Genomic DNA, 16,983 nt, shown 5'->3' with positions numbered 1-16,983 from the left:
TGACGCCCCGCGCCGAGGCGTCCGACGGCGCGGGGCCGCCCGCCCGGCTCCACCTCGATGCTCGGGCCCCGTCGAGCATGGCGGCCCGTACTCCCCGTACTGCATCGGCGGACGCCGGAGACCGGACAGTCGGCCGGTCCACGCCCGCGCCGCTCGGCTCTCGCCGATCGCGGCATCCCCTCGCCCGGACCCCGTCGCCGTGGTGCCGCACGCCCACGCCGACTCCCGGAGGGCCACTCGGATGGCGGGCGGCGTCACCCGGTGCCGTCGGGCGGCGAGTCGATCAGACCTGCCTGCCCAGCCAGGCCAGCAGCCGGTCCTGTTCATTCGCCCCCGCGGGCGCAGGCAGCGGCGGCGCGAAGAGACCCGCACCACGCCACTCGTCGATATGGGGTCGCAGGTCGTCGTGGACGGCGGAGACGAGGCCGTCATCCAAGGCGCTGTCCACGCCGATCCCGACGGCCAGATCCCAAGCGTGCACCGTCAGGTCGTCGACCATCTGCCAGCCGTACTCCGCCGCTGGAATGAGCCCGGTGCTGACGTGCACCATGCCCTCCACCGCACCCGGCTCCTGCCAGGCCTCCTCGGCGACACGGGCGGCAGCCGACCAGGCCGCGACCGGATCGGAGCCGAGCTGGTCGCCGTCGAAGCGGTCACCCACCTCGGCGACGGTGGCGCCGTCCAGCAGCAGCGGTACCCAGAGCTGCTCGACGACCAGATGATTCACCAGATCGTGGACCGTCCATTCGGCACACGGCGTGGCCGCGTCCCAGCGGTCGACGGGCACCGCCCGCACACGACGGTCGAACTCCTCCATCGCCCGGCGGTGGGCATCGAGCAGGTCCATCGGTTCCTCCTCGGGTCGCGAACGGTGGGCGGGCCACCGAGTCGTCCTCGAAAGCCTAAGACGCGGCTCCGAATCCGCAGGAGGATCATTGCGCAGCCGACGGCACTCGGATCGCCGGTCACGGAGCGGAGTCGGCACCCCGGTTCGGCGAGTCTGAGGCGAACCCGGGCGACCGCGTGCGTCCGCCTTGCACGAGGATCACGGCGTGCATGGCGACGAACTCAGCACGGCCGCCCGGATCGACTTCATCCACGCCCAGACGGCCGTCACCACCACTCCCCTGGTCCCAGAGGTCCGGTTACGGCTGGCTGCCGAGGCGATCGAGCTGTGGGAGCGCATCGAACACTCGTCCGGGCGATCGGACACTCCCCCGCCGTTCTGGGCCTTCCCGTGGGCGGGCGGGCAGGCGCTGGCCCGACATGTGCTCGATCATCCGGAGCTGTTGGCGGGGCGTCGGGTGCTCGATCTGGCGTCGGGTTCGGGACTGGTCGCGATCGCCGCCGCGCTGGCGGGTGCCGCCGACGTCGTCGCCAGCGACATCGATCATCTCGCCGTCGCGGTGATCGGGTTGAACGCGGCGATCAACGAGGTCGCGGTGACCGCAAGTCCGGCGGACCTGCTCGACGGCGACGGGCTCGGCGCCCAGGTGGTCCTGGCGGGCGACGTCTTCTACGAACGGCCGATGGCGGCGCGGGTGCTGCCGATGCTGGCCAGGGCGCAGGCCAGAGGGGCGCTGGTGCTGGTCGGCGATCCGGGGCGGATGTATCTGCCGCGCAGTCGATTCGACGCGCTCGCCGACTACGAGGTCCCGGTGGTGGCCGCGTTGGAGGACACGGCGGTCAAACGGACCACGGTGTGGCGGATGGCGGCAGAGCCGAGTTGATCAGCAGGCGTCGGAAGACTCGACGAGGGCGGAACCGGGCCGGCTTTCGCCCGTGGGCGGGGCGGCTCAGGGGGTGACGGAACGTCGCCCGGCGCGGCGGTGGCCTCGATTGCTCAACACCGTCATCAACAGGCTCGGGTCGTCGACGCTCAGGGTCACGCGGCGGACGGCGATGCGCTTGCCGAGCTTGCGAGCGTGTGCCGGGGCCTCCAGGAGGATCTGGACCAACGCCGTGCGTGCTCCGAGCAGCCGCACGCCGTCCGGGCCGGCGTCTGCGCCGGGGACGCGGTGGTGCGGCAGGACGATCACCGAGGAGACCGATCGGAGCGGGAACGCGGTGCGGAAGAACCGGCCTGCACGGATGACCACCTGATGCAGTCCCACGTCGACCCGACAGCTGCGCGGCGTCGACCCGGTCAAGGTCAGCATGATCCGACGGAGCCAGTTCATCCGAAGTCGGAACCGGACCGCGCCTAGGTCGACCCTCCGTGTCACTGCATTTCTCCCTGTGTCGTGCACCCGGTGCGGCCGGGTTGCGCACCCGAGTGCGGCCGGACGAGAGGTCATCCGGTCTCCACGACGGCTACCCGGACTTCCGGCTCCACGTTAACGGGCTCGTCACCCGCCGAACAACGGATGCGCCGGAAGTCGACCTCGATCGGTGAACCATGTCCACATACCCGAGGTGCCCCGACGAGACGAACTCGTCGGGGCACCTCGTTCACACCTGGGTGTTCACACTTGGGTTCGAGATCAGATGGGGCGAACCTGCTCCGCCTGCGGACCCTTGTTGCCCTGGGTGATGTTGAACTCCACGCGCTGGTTCTCCTCAAGCGTACGGAAGCCCTGAGTGTCGATGGAGGAGTAGTGGACGAACACGTCCGGCCCTCCGTCCTGCGCGATGAAGCCGAAGCCCTTCTCCGAGTTGAACCACTTGACGGTGCCCTGAGCCATGAACTGTGTCTCCTTGTAGGGACGATTCGGGATCCGCACCTCGCGGATCCCGGGTTCTGGTTCGTCGTCCCCCGTCATGGACCGGGGCCCACGTACAGAAAACGCCCGCTATGTGGCTCCGCGGGCGTCCAAGAACATGCGAGGAACTGCAACAGCAACCGGCGCAACCGTAGCACGATCGCGGCGGGTAGGTAGCGGCCCAATGGGCGAATCTCTCCCGGCGTGTCGACACGGGGTCTCGGTGCGTCCCAGGGCCGACCCAAGATCGCCCCGGATCGATGGTCGGGCCGGTCACGAATGCTTCGGGCGGGCTTCGCGGCGGACCTCCTCCGCGATGCGCAGAGCCGCCTCGTCCACCGACTCGTGCTCCCAGAGACGCAACGGCCGCCAGCCTGCCTCGATCAACAGTCGGTCGGTCTCCCGGTCGCGTTCGCGGTTGCGACGGACCTTCTCCGCCCAGTACTCGGCGTTGGTCTTGGCGACCGTGTGATGTCGTGGGCAGCCGTGCCAGAAGCAGCCGTCGACGAAGACGGCGACCTTGACGCGGGTGAAGAGCAGATCCGCCGTGCGCCGCAGGCCGGGCAGCGGACGAGCGGAGACTCGATACCGCAGTCCCATGGCGTGGACGGCTCGGCGCACGGCCAGCTCCGGCCGAGTGTCCCGCCCCTTGTTGGCCCGCATGCCCGTGCGCACTCCCGGCGAGGAGGCCCAGGACTCCGCCTTCGCCGCACCCGTCACGCCGGGCAGCCTAATGACCGCCCGCGACGCCGTCGGCATACCCGACGCACGCGCACGCGCGCGACGAACCCTCGTCCGGGGGCCTGTGGCTGCCGAGAACGGCCGTGCCGCCCGCCCGCATGCCCAAACGCCGGAGGCGCCGATCGCGCCGCGCTGAGGCCTGCTGATCCACTCTGGTGCGAGCTGCGGCATCGGGCTCCGCCTCATCATGACGGTCCGAGGCGCACGAGCCACCGCCCAGACCGGCTCCGGCCCGCCCCGGCTCGACCGGACTCCCGGCCGCCGTCCCCTGGCGGCTCGGCACATCGCGGGCTCAGCCCACGCGCCTGGCGGTGCAGGCCCCACGAGGACGACCCCGGACGTCGCCGAGGAATCCGGACGAGCCGGAGTCGGCAGGCTCGCGACCCGGCGGAACGGCGGGCCGACCACGGGGTCCGTCCCCCGTCCGGCTTACGATGACGCCGTGCCGACGATGATCGACCTGTTCGCAGGGTGCGGCGGGATGACCGGCGGGTTCGTCGCGGCAGGCTTCGACACGGCCCTCGCGGTGGAGTCCAATCCGTACGCCGCCGCCACCTACGCCGCGAACTTCGGCGAGGATCACGTGCGGCCGGTCGACATCGCGACCGTGCCGGCGGCGGAGGTTCCGTCGGTGGACGTCGTGGTCGGCGGGCCGCCGTGTCAGGGCTTCTCCAGCCTGGGCAGTCGTGACCTCGCCGACCCGCGCAACCAGCTCTGGCGGGAGTACGTACGCGTCGTGCGCGCGGCGAACCCGAAGGTGTTCGTGATCGAGAACGTCGACCGCTTCCTCAGCAGCCCCGAGTTCGGCCTGCTGCGGGCCGAGGTCGACGGGGGCAGTCTGGCCGGCTACACGCTGACCTACGGCCATCTGAACGCCGCGGACTACGGCGTGGCGCAGCGCAGGCGCCGCACCATCATCATCGGCTCCCGCGTCGGCCCGATCGCGCTCCCGGACCCGACGCACGGCCGAGGTGAGACGGAGGGCGGGGCCGCGAGCCTGCTGCCCTGGGCAGGCACCCGCAGCCGCATCGCCGAACTGCCGGAACGTCCGCACACCACCGAGCTGCCCAAGACGACGACCACGTTCTTCGGTCGGGTCTTTCCCGGCGTCTTCAGCGGGCTGGACCTGCATCTGGGCCGACGGCCGACCGAACTGTCCCTGCGGCGCTACGACTCCGTTCCGCCGGGCGGGGGGCGGTTCGACGTGCCGAGAGAGCTGCTGCCGAGGTGCTGGCGGGACAAGCCCACCGGGACCACCGACGTGATGGGCCGGATGCGCTGGGACGCGCCCTCGCTGACCATCCGCACCGAGTTCTTCAAGCCGGAGAAGGGCCAGTACCTGCATCCGCAGTGGGAGGCGGACGCACCCGCCCGCCGGGTGAACCGGCCGATCACCCACTACGAGGCAGCCCTGCTCCAGGACTTTCCCGCCGACTTCCGCTGGTGCGGCACGAAGGCCGAGATCGCGAGACAGATCGGCAACGCGGTGCCCCTCGGCCTCGCCCGCGCGTTGGCGGGGCAGGTCTCGGCGGCGCTGGCCTGACGCGGGCGCGCGGCAGCCGCCGCTCAGGTGACGGCAGCGGTGGACCGGACGTGCCGATGCCGGACGTCGGGCGCGGGCACCTTCTTGACCTCGCCGGACAGCGCAGGAAGCCGATTCGGTCCGCGCCGCGCGGCAGGCTGCGAGGTCCGATCGCCGTCGAGGCCGACCGGCAGACAGCTCGTGTGGCGCAGCGGCACGCACGGGTCTGCGGCCCCCTGAGCCGGCGGCCCGCGGCACCACGGCACTGCGACGTGGTGCGCCCCGCGCCAGAGCGGCGGCCACCGAGGCCGAGCAGTGGCACGGCGGGCAGTCCCCCGGACACACACGTGGCTCGCGGCTCAGCAGGCGAGACAGCGCGCAGCCGGGCGAGCGACGGCCGTGGTACGAGACGGCGGCACGGCCGAGGCCGAAGACCGCCGCCTCCCTCGTGGTCGACCTCGGCGGCGGTCTGGTCCGTCAGGTCCGGTCGGTCTCGCCGCCCGTCGTCGACTCCGTACCGCTCGACAGGCCCGCCGTGTCCCCGCCTGCCGGGCCCACAGCGGTCAGGCCGGCGGCCGAGGGCTCCACCGCCGCAGGCTCGGCGTCGGAAGGCTGCGCGGAACGGAGATCCGCCGAGTCGACGGCCTCGCCTGCCGTCGCGGCTGTCGCGGCTGCGGCGCCGGGGGGCGGGGCCGGCGGCAGGTCGCCGCCGGGCGCAGCCGGATCCGTCACCGTGATGCCGAGTGCGGGGGTGCCGAGATCAGGAGTCCCGAGCAGATCAGGCCGATGACGCGCGAGCGGCGCGGGCACGGCCGCGAGGAGCCTGCGGGTGTACTCGTGCTGCGGATCGGACAGCACCTCCTCGACGGTCCCCGTCTCCACGATCCGGCCCCGGTACATCACGGCCACGCGATCGGCGATCGCCCAGGCCAGTCCGAGGTCGTGCGTGATGACCAGGGTGGACAGGCCCAGTCGGACACGGAGGTTCAGCAGGAGGGCGAGGATCTCGCCGCGCACCGAGGCGTCCAGGGAGGCGACGGGCTCGTCCGCGACCAGCACCCTCGGCGACAGCGCCAGGGCGCCCGCGATCACCACCCGCTGCCGCTGTCCGCCGGACAGCTCGTCCGGCAGCGCGGTGAAGAAGCGCTCCGCAGGACGCAGTTCGGCCTGTTCCAACGCGGCGGCGACCAGCTCCTGCTCGTCGCCGGGAACCTGGTGGATCCGCAGGCCCTCCGCCACCGACTCGTAGACGCTGTGGCGCGGGTTCAGGGCCCCCGTCGGGTCCTGGAGGACGAGTTGGACCTGGCGACGGTAGTCCCGCAGGCCACGCCCGCCGGTCGGCAGCGGCTTCCCCTCGAACAGCACTCGCCCCGCCGCCAACGGCTGCAGGCCGACCAGCGAACGGGCCATGGTCGTCTTGCCCGATCCGGACTGTCCGACCAGCGCGACGATCTCGTCTCGTTCGACGTGCAGGTCGACGCCGTCGACCGCGCGGGTCCGGCCGCCGTGCCTGCCTCGGAAGACCACGGAGACGCCCGTGGCCGACAGCAGCGGCTGAAGGGCCCCGGTCGTCGGCTCGGGCGCGGGCACGGGGGCCGACGCGGGGTCCAAGGCCACGATCCGCTCGACCCCGGCCCCCGCCCGTCCCGACGTCAGACGTGATGCCGGGTCGCCGACCTCCGGGAACGCCGCCGCGAGTGCGCGGGTGTGCGCGTGCTCGGGATCGGCGATCACCGCCTTGGCCGGGCCTTCCTCGACGATCTTCCCCTCGTGCATCACCGCCAGCCGCTCACAGCAGGAGGCGAGCACCGACAGATCGTGACTGATCATCATCAGGCCGAGGCCTCGATCGGCCACCAGGCGGGTCATCAGTTCCAGGACCTGGGCCTGCACGATGACGTCCAACGCCGTGGTCGGCTCGTCGGCGATGATCAGCCGGGGCGAACAGGCCAGCGCCATGGCGATCATCACCCGTTGCCGCTGGCCGCCGGACAGCTCGTGCGGGTAGGCCGAGGCACGGCCGGCAGGCAGTTCCACCTGGCCGAGCAGCTCGACCACCCGCCGGTCGACCCTCGAGGAGGACGGCCGCGAGTTCCCGCCGGTCGCGGCCCGACCGCCCTTGCCCGCCGAGTCTGCGGGCGCGGTCGTGCCTGTCCCCGGCGGCGAGGCGGACGCCGAGGCGTCGATGCCGTGCAGCCGGATCGGCTCGGCGATCTGCTCGCCGACCGTGCGGACCGGGTTCAACGCGTGCATCGCGCCCTGGAAGACGACCGAGGCCCCGGCCCAGCGCACCGCGCGGAGCCTGCTCCAGGACATGGTGCGGACGTCCTCGCCGTCGAGCAGCACCTCGCCGCCCAGCTGTGCCGTACGCGGGAGCAGTCGGAGCACCGACATCGCCACGCTGCTCTTGCCGCAGCCGGACTCGCCCGCCAGGCCGAGGGTCTGACCCGCGTCCAGGCTCAGGTTCACTCCGCGCACGGCGGGCACCGGCCCCCGCGTCGACCGGTAGTCGACGGTGAGGTCTCTCAGCTCCAGCAACGTCACCTAACGCCCCCGCAAACGTGGATTGAGCACTGTCTCCAAGGCCCTGCCGCACAGGGTGAAGGCCAGCACGACCGTGACGATGCCCAGACCGGGCGGCAGCAGATACCACCAGGCGCCCCCGGTGACCGCGCCGGTGTCCATCGCGGACTTCAGCATCGCCCCCCAGGACACCTGCGTCGGGTCGCCGAGCCCGAGGAACGACAGCGTGGACTCGGCGATCACCGCGCTGGCCACGGCCAACGTGGTGTTGGCGAACACCAGCGGCAGCACGCCCGGCAGTACGTGACTGCCGATGAGATGGCCGTGGCCCGCACCCAGTGCCTTGGCCCGCTCGATGTAGGGCCTGGCCTCCACCGCGAGGGTCTGGGCGCGGACGAGTCGAGCGGTGGTCGGCCAGGCCGTGAGGCCGATGGCCAGCACGATGGTGCCCAGGCCTCTGGCGAGCACCGTGGACAACGCGATCGCCAGGACCAGCGAGGGGACGACCAGGAAGAAGTCGGTGACCCGCATCAGCGCCGCCGAGGTGAGCCCGCCGAAGTGCGCGGCGAGCACGCCGACGAGCGTGCCGATGCCCACCGACAGCACCGTGGCGGCCAGGCCGACGAGCAGCGAGATCCGCGCGCCCCACCAGGTGAGCAGCAGCACGGACCGGCCGTTCTCGTCGGTGCCGAGCCAGTACTGCATGCTCGGCGGCTCGAGCCGGTCCGCCGTGGCCTGGGTGACGTCCAGCCCGGTGGCGTCCGTCAGCAGCGGCGCCGCCAGTGCCAGCACGGCGATGACCGCCAGCGCGATGAGACCGACCAGGCCGGCCCGCTGACTGCGGAAGGACGTCCAGCCGGTGGCGAAGGCCCGTCTGCGCCGGGCCCAGGCGATGGCCCTGGGGCTGCGGGGCTTGACGACCGGCCCGTCGCCCCCGGCAGGCGGGACCGAGACCCGCTCGGCAGGACCGTCGTCGCTGGGGCTTCGCGTCTCGGTCATGAGGCACGCACCCTGGGGTCGAGGAATCGATAGAGGAGGTCGGCGACCAGGTTCATCGCCACGACGGCACCCGCCAGGACGATGAAGGTGCCCTGGAGCAGCGGCAGGTCGGGCACGTCCAGAGCCTGGTAGGTCAGCAGGCCGAGCCCCGGCCAGGAGAACACCGTCTCCACCATGATCGCCCCGGACACCACGAGCCCCAGGTGCAGGAAGATCAGCGTCACCGTCGGCAGCATCGCGTTGGGCACGGCATGCCTGCGTCGCACCAGCTCGTCCCGCAGTCCCTTGGCCCGCGCCGTGGTCAGGTAGTCGGCGCCCATCTCCTCCAGCAGGGAGGAGCGCATCACCATCTGATACTGGGCGAAGATCACCGCGACCATCGTGATGCAGGGCAGCACCAGGTGATGTGCCACGTCCAGGACGTAGGGGATCACGCCGGGGGGAGTGTCGGGCGAGGTGATGCCCCCGGTGGGGAACATGCCGGGGATCGGCCCGACGCCGACGGCGAAGACCATCAGCACGATCAGGCCGAGCCAGAAGGTGGGCACCGACCAGAGGGTCAGCGCCACGCCCGTGGCGGTCCGATCGAACCGACTGCCGTGCCGCCAGGCGCTGCGCGTGCCCAGCCAGATGCCCAGCAGCACCGCGAGGATGGTGGCCGAGCCCGCGAGCAGCACCGTCGGCCAGAAGCGCTCGGCGATCAGGTCCGAGACCGGCCTGCTGTAGAAGTAGGACACCCCGAGGTCGCCGCGCAGCACGCCGAACAGGTAGTCGATGAACTGCTGCCACAGCGGCAGATCGAGGCCGAAGCGCTCTCGCAGCTCCGCGATCTGCTCGGCACTGACCGCCCGGCCCCTGGTCATCGTCTGCACCGGGTCGCCGGGCAGCACCCGGAACAGGAAGAACCCGAGCAGGATCACCAGGAGCAGGCTCGTCGCCGCACCGGCGACCTTGCTCGCCACGTACCGAGCAAGGCCGCTGCCGCCCCCTGAACGCCCCTCCGAGTCCGGGGCGTCGCCCAGAGACTCGGAGGGGGCGAGCACATCACTCACCAGGTCACTCCCGATCGTCGGCCGTAGCGCGACGACGTCGGGCGATCAACACGGCCGCCCCGCCGCCGAGCAGCACCACGACGGCGATCCCGGCCAGGATCACGCCGGTGTCGACACCGCCCCCGCCGCCTGCGGCACCGTCGGCGGGCTGCGCGCCGTAGTAACCCCAGTATCCGTTCTGTTCCCGGATCACGCCGCCGGGATCGGGCTGAAGCTGGAAGCCCTCGAACCGGTCGGACCGGTACGCCTCGAGTGCGTTCTCGTAGAACAGCGTCATCGAGGACGACTGCTCGTAGAACAGCTCCTGCATGTCGGCGACCAGCGCCCGCCGTGCCTCGGGGTCGAACTCCGCCAGCTGGGCGGCGTAGAGGTCGTCGAACTCCTCGTCGCAGAAGAACGCGTCGGTCGTGCCGCCCGTGCCGTCCTCGCCAGGACGCTGGCCACAGGTCTGAATGCCGAGCACGTAGTCGGGGTCGGGGTTGACGCCCCAGCCGCTGAACGCGAGGTCGTAGACGCCCTCGCCGGTCAGCTCGTTGAGCCGGGTCCCCGCCATGATCTGGAGGTCGACCTCGATGCCGATCTCACCCAGCCAGTTCCGCACGAACTCACCCGCCTGGGTGTCGAACGCGCGGTCACTGCGGCCGTAGAGGCGGAAGGACAGCGGTCGGTCGTCGCCGTCGACTCGGACGCCGTCGTCGCCCATCGGGTAACCGGCCTCGTCCAGCAGTTCGTTGGCGGCGTCGAGGTCGAAGTCCCAGCGCTGCTCCTCGGACGGCGTCCAGTGGTAGTCCTGGAAGACCGGCGGGATGTAGCCCGCGCCCGGTTCGCCGTACCCGCCGAGCACCCGGTCGACGAGCACGTCCCGGTCGATGGCCTGGTTGATCGCCTGCCGGACGCGGACGTCCTCCAGCGCCGGGTGGCCGTCCCCGATCGGGGTGCCGTCCCGCGTCGCCGCGCCGGGGTTGGTGGCCAGCTCGTAGAACCGGCGGCCCTGCGCCTCGTTGACGGCGATGCCCTCCACGTCGCGCAGCGCGTCGACCTGCGCGGGCGTAAGCCGGTTGACCAGGTCCACCTCGCCCGTCCGCAGGGCCTGGACGGCCGCGTCGGCGTTGCGGTAGAAGAGGAACTGGAGTTCGTCGATCTCGGCGGGCCCCCGGAAGTAGTCGGGGTTGGCCTCCATCCGGATGAACTGCTCGGCCCGGTACTCCGTCAGGATGAACGGACCGCTGCCCACGACCGGCATCGTGTCGTTGGTGAAGGACGCGATGTCGTCGACCTCGGACCAGATGTGCTCCGGGACGATGGGGATGTCCAGGGCGAGCATGGTGGCCTGCGGTGTCGCCGTCGTGACGACCAGTGTGGTCTCGTCCTCGGCGACGACCGACTCGAAGGCGCTGACGAAGTTGCCGTTGGCCGTGCGGGCGGCCTCGTCCTCGAGCATCAGGTTGTAGGTGAAGGCCACGTCCTCGGCGGTGACGGGCTCCCCGTCCGACCACTGGACGTCGTCACGCATGGTGAAGGTCCAGGTCAGGTTGTCCTCTGAGGTCTCCCAGCTCTCGGCGAGCCCGCCGACGGGCGACTGGTCCTCGGCCGAGGGCAGCGTGACGAACTCGTACATCAGCCGCATCAGCTCGGTGGACGAGGCGAAGATCGCGATGAACGGGTTCAGCGAGTCGATGTTCTGCGTCACCGCCACTCGCAGCACGGTCGGCGACTCCGCCGTCTCCTCCGTCTCCGCGCCCGCCACGCCCGGCGCGACGGCGGGTGCCGTCACCGCCGCGATCACTCCGACGGCAGCCGCCACGGCGCCTGATCTGACTCTCATCCGGTGAGCCCCTTTCCACCCAGTGGGAGAAAACCAACCACCTGACACCAAGGCGAGTCAATGACTTCCGATCCACTTTCGCCCGCCCGAACACAGCCGTAACCTGATCTTCGCCTCCCCGGGATCAACGCCTCTACCTCGAAGCAAGTCGTCGCCGGTCGACTGACCGACACCGCGCTCGCATCGCTCCGCACGGGCCGCCGCGGCAGGCTCGGGCCGGTCGAGACAACGGCGTCGGTCCGCCACAAGAGTGACCATCGGGCGGGGCGCAGGAGTGCTTTGTCCACGGACGTGGGCGCGGCGTGCGTCGGTGATCGGCTGCGGCGGCGCCGATGCCTACGCTGTGCGACATGCGCATCCTGATCTCCGCCGACATGGAGGGCGCCACCGGCGTCACCTGGACCGACGACGTCCGCCCCGGCACCGAGCAGTGGCAGCGGTTCCGCCGCGTCTTCACCGGCGACGTCAACGCCTGCGTGACCGGGCTGTACGCGGCGGGCGCCACCGAGGTCCTGGTCAACGAGGCACACTCCTCGCAGCGCAATCTCCTGCTGGAGGATCTGGACGAGCGGGCTCGGCTGCTCACCGGGCGGCACAAGCCGCTGTCGATGATGCAGGGCGTGGACTCCGGAATGGACGGAGTGGTGTTCCTCGGCTACCACGCGGCGGCGGGTGCCGAGGGGGTGCTCTCCCACACCTATCTGGAGAACTCGATCACCGGGGTGTGGCTGGACGGCGTTCACGCCAGCGAGGGACGGTTGAACGCGGCGCTTGCCGCCGAGCACGGCGTGCCGGTCGTCCTGGTCACCGGCGACGACCAGACCTGCCTGGACGCGGTGAGCTACGCGCCGGAGGCCGCGCTGGCGCCGGTCAAGGAGTGCGTGAGCCGGTATGCCGCGATCTGCCTGCCGCCCGCAGGCACACACGCCTTGATCGCCGCGCGGGCCGAGCACGGGATGGCCTCGGCCGGGCGATTCGAGGGCACGGCGGCGCCGCATCGGATCGAGGTGGAGTTCGATGCCGCGCACCTGGCGGCGGCGACGGCGGTGATCCCCACCGTCGAGCAGCTCGACGTCCGCAGGGTCGGCTTCGACGCACCGACGATGACCGAGGCCATGAAGTGCTTCAAGGTGGTCACGGCGATTGCCGCGGGCGCGATCCAGGGCATCTACGGCTGACGACGAGCGGCGCGCTCCTCGATCCTCGTTCGAGCGGGGCTCCCTAGGGTCGGGCCGCACCCGGTTCGAGTCCGATGCCCGCCGACGAAGGGTCGCTCGCGATGGCTGCTCGCCGCTCCTCCGTCTCGATCGGACGCCCCCTGCCGCGCCGCCGGGCACTCGCGCACCGGCCGCCGGGCCCGCCTGGTCGCGGCCCGGTGCAGGCGTCGCCCCCTCTTCCGGCCACCGCACCGGCTTCGGGCCGGAGAGCGAGAGCGGTCCCGGTCGCGGAGCCGCGCAGCGGCGGCACACGCCGATGACGACCGTGGAGAGCACCGAGCCGAGCAGGCGGACGGTCAACGCCGTGGTCGCCGGGCTGATCCTCGGCGTGTTCCTCGCCGCGCTCGACGGAATGATCATGATGTCGGCCCTGCGGACCGTGGCCGACGAACTCGGCGGGCTGACCGTGCAGGCCTGGGTGACGACCGCCTATCTGATCACGATGACCGTCTCGACGCTGTTATACGGAAAGCTGTCGGACATCTTCGGCCGCCGACGGCTCTACCTGATCGCGATCGTCGTCTTCACCGTCGGCTCGCTGTTGTGCGCCCTCGCGCAGTCGATGTATCAGCTCGCCGTGTTCCGCGGCATCCAGGGTCTGGGCGCGGGCGGGCTGCTTCCGCTGGCACTCGCCGTGATCGCCGACCTGCTCCCACCGCACCGACGGGTCCGCTACCAGGCCAGACTCGGTGCGGTCTTCGGCCTCGCAGGCGTGCTCGGCCCCGTCCTCGGCGGCGTGTTCGCCGAGGCCGAGACCCTGGCGGGCATCGCGGGCTGGCGCTGGGTCTTCCTGGTGAACGTCCCGCTGGGGGTTCTCGCGATCATCGTGGTCGGCGCCCTGTTCCGGATCGAGACGCCCAGGGTCGACCACCGGGTGGACTGGTGGGGCGCGCTGACCCTCATCGTGGGCGTGGTGCCGCTGCTGATCCTCGCCGAGCAGGGGCGCGAGTGGGGCTGGACGTCTCCGGCGGCGTTGACGGCGGCGGGCGTGGGCGTGGTCGGGCTGATCGCATTCGCCCAGGTCGAACGGTGGATGGGCGACGCAGCCCTGCTGGCGCCGCGCCTGTTCCGCAGACCGGCCTTCGCACTGGTCAACGTCGTCAACTTCCTCGGCGGAATGGGCATGTTCGCCGGGATGGCGCTGGTGCCGCTCTACCTCCAGATCGTGCTCGGCATGGCACCCGCCGCAGCAGGCCTGCTGTTACTCCCGCAGGCGTTGGCGATGACCCTCGGCGCCATGCTCTGCGGGCCCGTGATCGCCCGCACCGGCCGGTTCACCGTGTTGTTGGCCAGCGGACTCGCGATCATGGCAGGCGCCTATCTGCTGCTCGGGTTCGCGGCGACCCCCGACCTGTGGCAGGCGGCGCTGGTGCTCACGCTGCTGGGTCTCGGCACGGGGATGTACTTCCAGGTGGTGCTCACGGCGTTGCAGAACAGCGTGGACCGGACGGAGATGGGGGTGGCCAGTTCGCTGTCCGGCTTCTCCCGCCAACTCGGCGGCGTCGCGGGCACCGCCGTGGTGCTGTCGCTGCTGTTCACGCTCAGTGGAGAACGCATCGCGACGGCCTTCCGGTCGAGTCTCGACTCACCGGAGTTCACGGCGCGGATCGCCGACGAGGCGACTCTCGGGACATCGGAGGCGGCGCTGGTGGCCGAGATGCGGGCCGGTTCGGTCGATCTGAACGACACGTCCTTCCTCAGCACGCTCGACCCCCTGCTGGCCGCCCCGATCGTCGACGGCCTGGCACGCACCTTCGCCGTGGTCTTCACCGCCGTCGGGGCGATGATGCTGGGGTCGGTCCTGCTTGCCACGCTCATCCGGGAGCGACCGCGTCGAGACGGCGGCTGAGCAGCCCGCCCCGACCCCGTGTCCCCGAGCGACGAGGCGGAACCGATCTGCCATTCGAGGTAATCTCCGCAGCTCAGAATCGATTCAGCGCCGATCACCCCTGGTGATGGTGATCAAGCGACGGCTAACGTCTGCTTCCAGAAAATCGTTCACTACATTCGTGGTGCGTGAGTAGGCGGCGGCTCGCACGATCACGAGAAGGAGTCTCCCTATGAGACGAGGTCGCGCCACTCTGGCGCTCGGCGCCGCAGCCACCCTCCTGGTCGCCCTGCCGGTGCTCCCGGCGGGAGCACAGTCCCCCACCGACACCGATGCCGCCGCGGTCGTCTTCTTCGATGACTTCTCCGGACCCGGCATCGACTCGTCGAACTGGACCGTCGAGGTCACCGGGACGAACTTCGGCACGGTCAACAACGAGCAGCAGGCCTACATCGACTCCCCCGAGGTGCTCTACATCGACCAGAACGTCGACGGCGCCGACAGCGCGCTGGCGATCCATCCCCGGTACCGCCCCGGCACCGTCGCGCCAGACGGCCGGACCTACGACTTCGTCTCCGGTCGCCTCAAGACCCAGGACAAGCGCGACTGGACCTACGGAAACTTCGCCGTGCGCCTGAAGCTGCCGCAGGGCAGCCAGGCCTCCGGTCTCTGGCCCGCCGCCTGGATGCTGGGCAGCAGCATCGGCCACGGCACGCCATGGCCGTCCAGCGGCGAGATCGACATCATGGAGAGCGTCGGCGAGCCCTTCACCAACGTCTCGCTGCACGGCCCCGGCTACTCGGGCGACACCCCGCTGCACGCCCGGCAGTACTTCGACGGGCTCGACCCGTGGGACTGGCACGTCTACAGCGTCGAATGGTCGCCGCAGGGCTTCACCTTCTGGATCAACGACCGACACGTCTACACGGTCAGCCGCGCCGAGGTCGAGCAGTACGGACAGTGGGTCTACGACGATCCGGAGTTCCTGCTGTTGAACTTCGCGCTCGGCGGCGACTACCCGCACGGCGTCAACGGGGTGAGCCAGCCGTATCACGGCATCCCGCAGTCCACCGTGGACCTCGTCGCGGCGGACGACGCCCGTTACCTCATCGACTGGGTGAAGGTGGAACAGAACTGACCTACTTGCCGACCCCGACCGACTGGGTCGGATGTTCGTCCGTGGGGACGGGACAGGTGTGAGCAGGCGGCCTTTTCGGGGAGGCCCCACGCTCACAACGGTGCGGGAACCGTCCCTACGGCCTCCAGGGTGCGGGGTTCGTGGTGTGTGGCCCACGAACCCCGCACCGCTACTTCCGGGGCGCCTTCCGAGAAGCCGTGGTCCCGCCGACGGCGCGGCCGCCTCCTGACCACGGGCTCCGCAGGCCCGCCCGGCCGGAGCCGACTCGGCCGCCGAGCCCCCGTCCGCGCTGCGCCACGACACGCTGAGCCCGGTCGGGGATGGGTCCCCCGCGAGCCGAGGCCGCTTCGATCAGCCGTCACGAGGCCCCCGCTGCGACGGCGCCTGCGGCGAGGCTTCCCGAGCCGCCGCCCGCCGCCCGGGCGGCAGTGTGCCCGCCGCCAGTTCCAGTTCACGCCGCCGCAGCGCGTGATAGGCCGGAGCGATCCGCACCGCGAGTGAGGACCCGATCCGGTCGATGACGTCGACGGAGCGCTCGAGTCGCTCCAGCGCCGCGGACAGTCCGATCCCGCGCAGGTCACGACCGCAGGCGGCGGCCGCATCGTCATACGCACGCAGTAGCAGCTCGGCCAGATCACCGCCGCCCGCAGAACCGCCGCGCGGCCGGGAGCCGCCGGTGAGCCGGGAGGACGTGGACCGCAGCGCGCGACCCGCTCTGGCCAGCCTGCGACGACGTCGACGAACCTCCGCACGGACCGTGCCGTCCGCTTCGTCCCGCCGAGCAGGGTCGACGCCCGGCTCACGACGCGAGGACTCGGCGATCGAGCTGCCGGGGGAACCGCGCTCCCCCGCGCCGTTCCGGCCCGCCGACGGCAGTCGAGTCGGCTCGTCCTGCAGTATCCGACGGGCCGCAAGTGTCTGGGGCCCGCCCGCCAGGAATTCCAGGGCGTCGACGCGATCGCGTCGCAAGCGCTCCTCACACCGCCGGAGCACCTCAAGCTGCTGCCGTCTGCCGAGCACTGACCGCACCACTCCATTAGTCGGCGACGTCCGGATCGGCCGCCTCGCGCGAGTCACACACCTTGCAGATCGATCGACCGCCGGCTTGTGTTACAGCACGATCACGACGCCCTATGACCTGCCCTGACCGGGCAGGCACCGGGAATGTCGCTGTCGATTTCGTCGGGGCACCTCAGCCCCGACCGCATCCGGTAAAGCACGGCGGCGGACCAGCCGCTTTCACCGGCTCGATCCGCACCGTCGGCATCCTCGGCACGAGTCGCCGCCGATATCGCGCTGCCAATGCCGGAGAACCCCGCGATCCCCGTGTGCGACGGGTCCGATCCACGATGACCGGACCAGACGAGAGACGGGCGGAACAACGGCTTCGCGAAAGAGACAAACCGCAGATACACCACATCTGAGCTGGGGCGATG

14 protein-coding genes are annotated in these 16,983 nt (G+C 71.1%); 5 read left to right on the top strand and 9 right to left on the bottom strand.

Features of this window, described 5'->3' with window-relative positions:
* Positions 1-283: 283 nt before the first annotated feature.
* Complete coding sequence (locus UA74_RS14090) at positions 284-847, bottom strand: TIGR03086 family metal-binding protein (RefSeq protein ID WP_075740635.1); 564 nt, start codon at positions 845-847, stop codon at positions 284-286.
* Between the two features lie 205 nt (positions 848-1,052).
* On the opposite strand from UA74_RS14090, the gene UA74_RS14085 reads away from it, so the two are divergent.
* Complete coding sequence (locus UA74_RS14085; protein ID WP_075740634.1) at positions 1,053-1,730, top strand: class I SAM-dependent methyltransferase; 678 nt, start codon at positions 1,053-1,055, stop codon at positions 1,728-1,730.
* Positions 1,731-1,796: 66 nt separating this feature from the next.
* On the opposite strand, the gene UA74_RS14080 is transcribed toward UA74_RS14085, so the two are convergent.
* The 3 genes from UA74_RS14080 to UA74_RS14070 all read right to left on the bottom strand — a co-directional run bounded on the left by UA74_RS14080 (position 1,797) and on the right by UA74_RS14070 (position 3,422).
* Positions 1,797-2,225 carry a hypothetical protein gene (locus tag UA74_RS14080; protein ID WP_157442218.1) on the bottom strand — a complete coding sequence of 143 codons (429 nt, stop codon included), beginning with the start codon at positions 2,223-2,225 and terminating at the stop codon, positions 1,797-1,799.
* Positions 2,226-2,483: 258 nt separating this feature from the next.
* Entirely contained in the window at positions 2,484-2,684 is a 201-nt protein-coding gene (locus tag UA74_RS14075; RefSeq protein WP_075743805.1) for a cold-shock protein, read from the bottom strand.
* Between the two features lie 291 nt (positions 2,685-2,975).
* Positions 2,976-3,422 (bottom strand): very short patch repair endonuclease, encoded by a 447-nt coding sequence (locus UA74_RS14070; RefSeq protein ID WP_318533302.1) that lies wholly within the window; start codon positions 3,420-3,422, stop codon positions 2,976-2,978.
* Positions 3,423-3,894: 472 nt separating this feature from the next.
* Between UA74_RS14070 and UA74_RS14065 the strand changes: the two genes are divergently transcribed.
* Positions 3,895-4,986: a DNA cytosine methyltransferase gene (locus UA74_RS14065; RefSeq protein WP_075743803.1), complete on the top strand. Its 1,092-nt coding sequence runs from the start codon at positions 3,895-3,897 to the stop codon at positions 4,984-4,986.
* 456 nt (positions 4,987-5,442) lie between these two features.
* Here UA74_RS14065 and UA74_RS14060 read toward each other — a convergent pair whose 3' ends face one another.
* The 4 genes from UA74_RS14060 to UA74_RS14045 are packed head-to-tail and all read right to left on the bottom strand — an operon-like array spanning position 5,443 to position 11,364.
* On the bottom strand, positions 5,443-7,509 hold the full coding sequence (locus UA74_RS14060) for an ATP-binding cassette domain-containing protein (protein ID WP_083683202.1): 2,067 nt from the start codon (positions 7,507-7,509) through the stop codon (positions 5,443-5,445).
* On the bottom strand, positions 7,510-8,487 hold the full coding sequence (locus UA74_RS14055; RefSeq protein ID WP_083683201.1) for an ABC transporter permease: 978 nt from the start codon (positions 8,485-8,487) through the stop codon (positions 7,510-7,512).
* Positions 8,484-9,542 carry an ABC transporter permease gene (locus UA74_RS14050; RefSeq protein ID WP_404799990.1) on the bottom strand — a complete coding sequence of 353 codons (1,059 nt, stop codon included), beginning with the start codon at positions 9,540-9,542 and terminating at the stop codon, positions 8,484-8,486. Before UA74_RS14050 ends, UA74_RS14055 begins: the two co-directional genes overlap by 4 nt.
* A gap of 1 nt (position 9,543) precedes the next feature.
* A complete protein-coding gene (locus UA74_RS14045; protein ID WP_083683199.1) occupies positions 9,544-11,364 on the bottom strand; it encodes an ABC transporter substrate-binding protein in 1,821 nt (606 codons plus the stop codon).
* Positions 11,365-11,714: 350 nt separating this feature from the next.
* Between UA74_RS14045 and UA74_RS14040 the strand changes: the two genes are divergently transcribed.
* From UA74_RS14040 to UA74_RS14030, 3 genes are all read left to right on the top strand, one after another.
* Positions 11,715-12,542: a M55 family metallopeptidase gene (locus tag UA74_RS14040; RefSeq protein ID WP_075764529.1), complete on the top strand. Its 828-nt coding sequence runs from the start codon at positions 11,715-11,717 to the stop codon at positions 12,540-12,542.
* Positions 12,543-12,837: 295 nt separating this feature from the next.
* Positions 12,838-14,430 (top strand): DHA2 family efflux MFS transporter permease subunit, encoded by a 1,593-nt coding sequence (locus UA74_RS14035; RefSeq protein WP_075764527.1) that lies wholly within the window; start codon positions 12,838-12,840, stop codon positions 14,428-14,430.
* Between the two features lie 211 nt (positions 14,431-14,641).
* Positions 14,642-15,547 carry a glycoside hydrolase family 16 protein gene (locus UA74_RS14030; RefSeq protein ID WP_075740630.1) on the top strand — a complete coding sequence of 302 codons (906 nt, stop codon included), beginning with the start codon at positions 14,642-14,644 and terminating at the stop codon, positions 15,545-15,547.
* Between the two features lie 351 nt (positions 15,548-15,898).
* Here the strand turns inward: UA74_RS14030 and UA74_RS14025 are convergent, their stop codons facing one another.
* Positions 15,899-16,516, bottom strand: a complete 618-nt coding sequence (locus tag UA74_RS14025) for a DUF4041 domain-containing protein (protein ID WP_198043020.1) — start codon at positions 16,514-16,516, stop codon at positions 15,899-15,901.
* Positions 16,517-16,983: the final 467 nt, after the last annotated feature.

This window comes from Actinoalloteichus fjordicus, assembly GCF_001941625.1.
GTDB lineage: Bacteria > Actinomycetota > Actinomycetes > Mycobacteriales > Pseudonocardiaceae > Actinoalloteichus_A > Actinoalloteichus_A fjordicus.
Note: the sequence above shows the minus strand (reverse complement) of the source record. Positions and strands in the feature narration are given on the sequence as shown.

Bases quoted from the DNA above. Each gene is read 5' to 3' on its own strand.
- UA74_RS14030 (WP_075740630.1), top strand. From the start codon at position 14,642: ATGAGACGAGGTCGCGCCACTCTGGCGCTCGGCGCCGCAGCCACCCTC.
- UA74_RS14045 (WP_083683199.1), bottom strand. From the start codon at position 11,364: ATGAGAGTCAGATCAGGCGCCGTGGCGGCTGCCGTCGGAGTGATCGCG.
- UA74_RS14090 (WP_075740635.1), bottom strand. From the start codon at position 847: ATGGACCTGCTCGATGCCCACCGCCGGGCGATGGAGGAGTTCGACCGT.
- UA74_RS14065 (WP_075743803.1), top strand. From the start codon at position 3,895: ATGATCGACCTGTTCGCAGGGTGCGGCGGGATGACCGGCGGGTTCGTC.
- UA74_RS14040 (WP_075764529.1), top strand. From the start codon at position 11,715: ATGCGCATCCTGATCTCCGCCGACATGGAGGGCGCCACCGGCGTCACC.
- UA74_RS14055 (WP_083683201.1), bottom strand. From the start codon at position 8,487: ATGACCGAGACGCGAAGCCCCAGCGACGACGGTCCTGCCGAGCGGGTC.
- UA74_RS14035 (WP_075764527.1), top strand. From the start codon at position 12,838: ATGACGACCGTGGAGAGCACCGAGCCGAGCAGGCGGACGGTCAACGCC.
- UA74_RS14075 (WP_075743805.1), bottom strand. From the start codon at position 2,684: ATGGCTCAGGGCACCGTCAAGTGGTTCAACTCGGAGAAGGGCTTCGGC.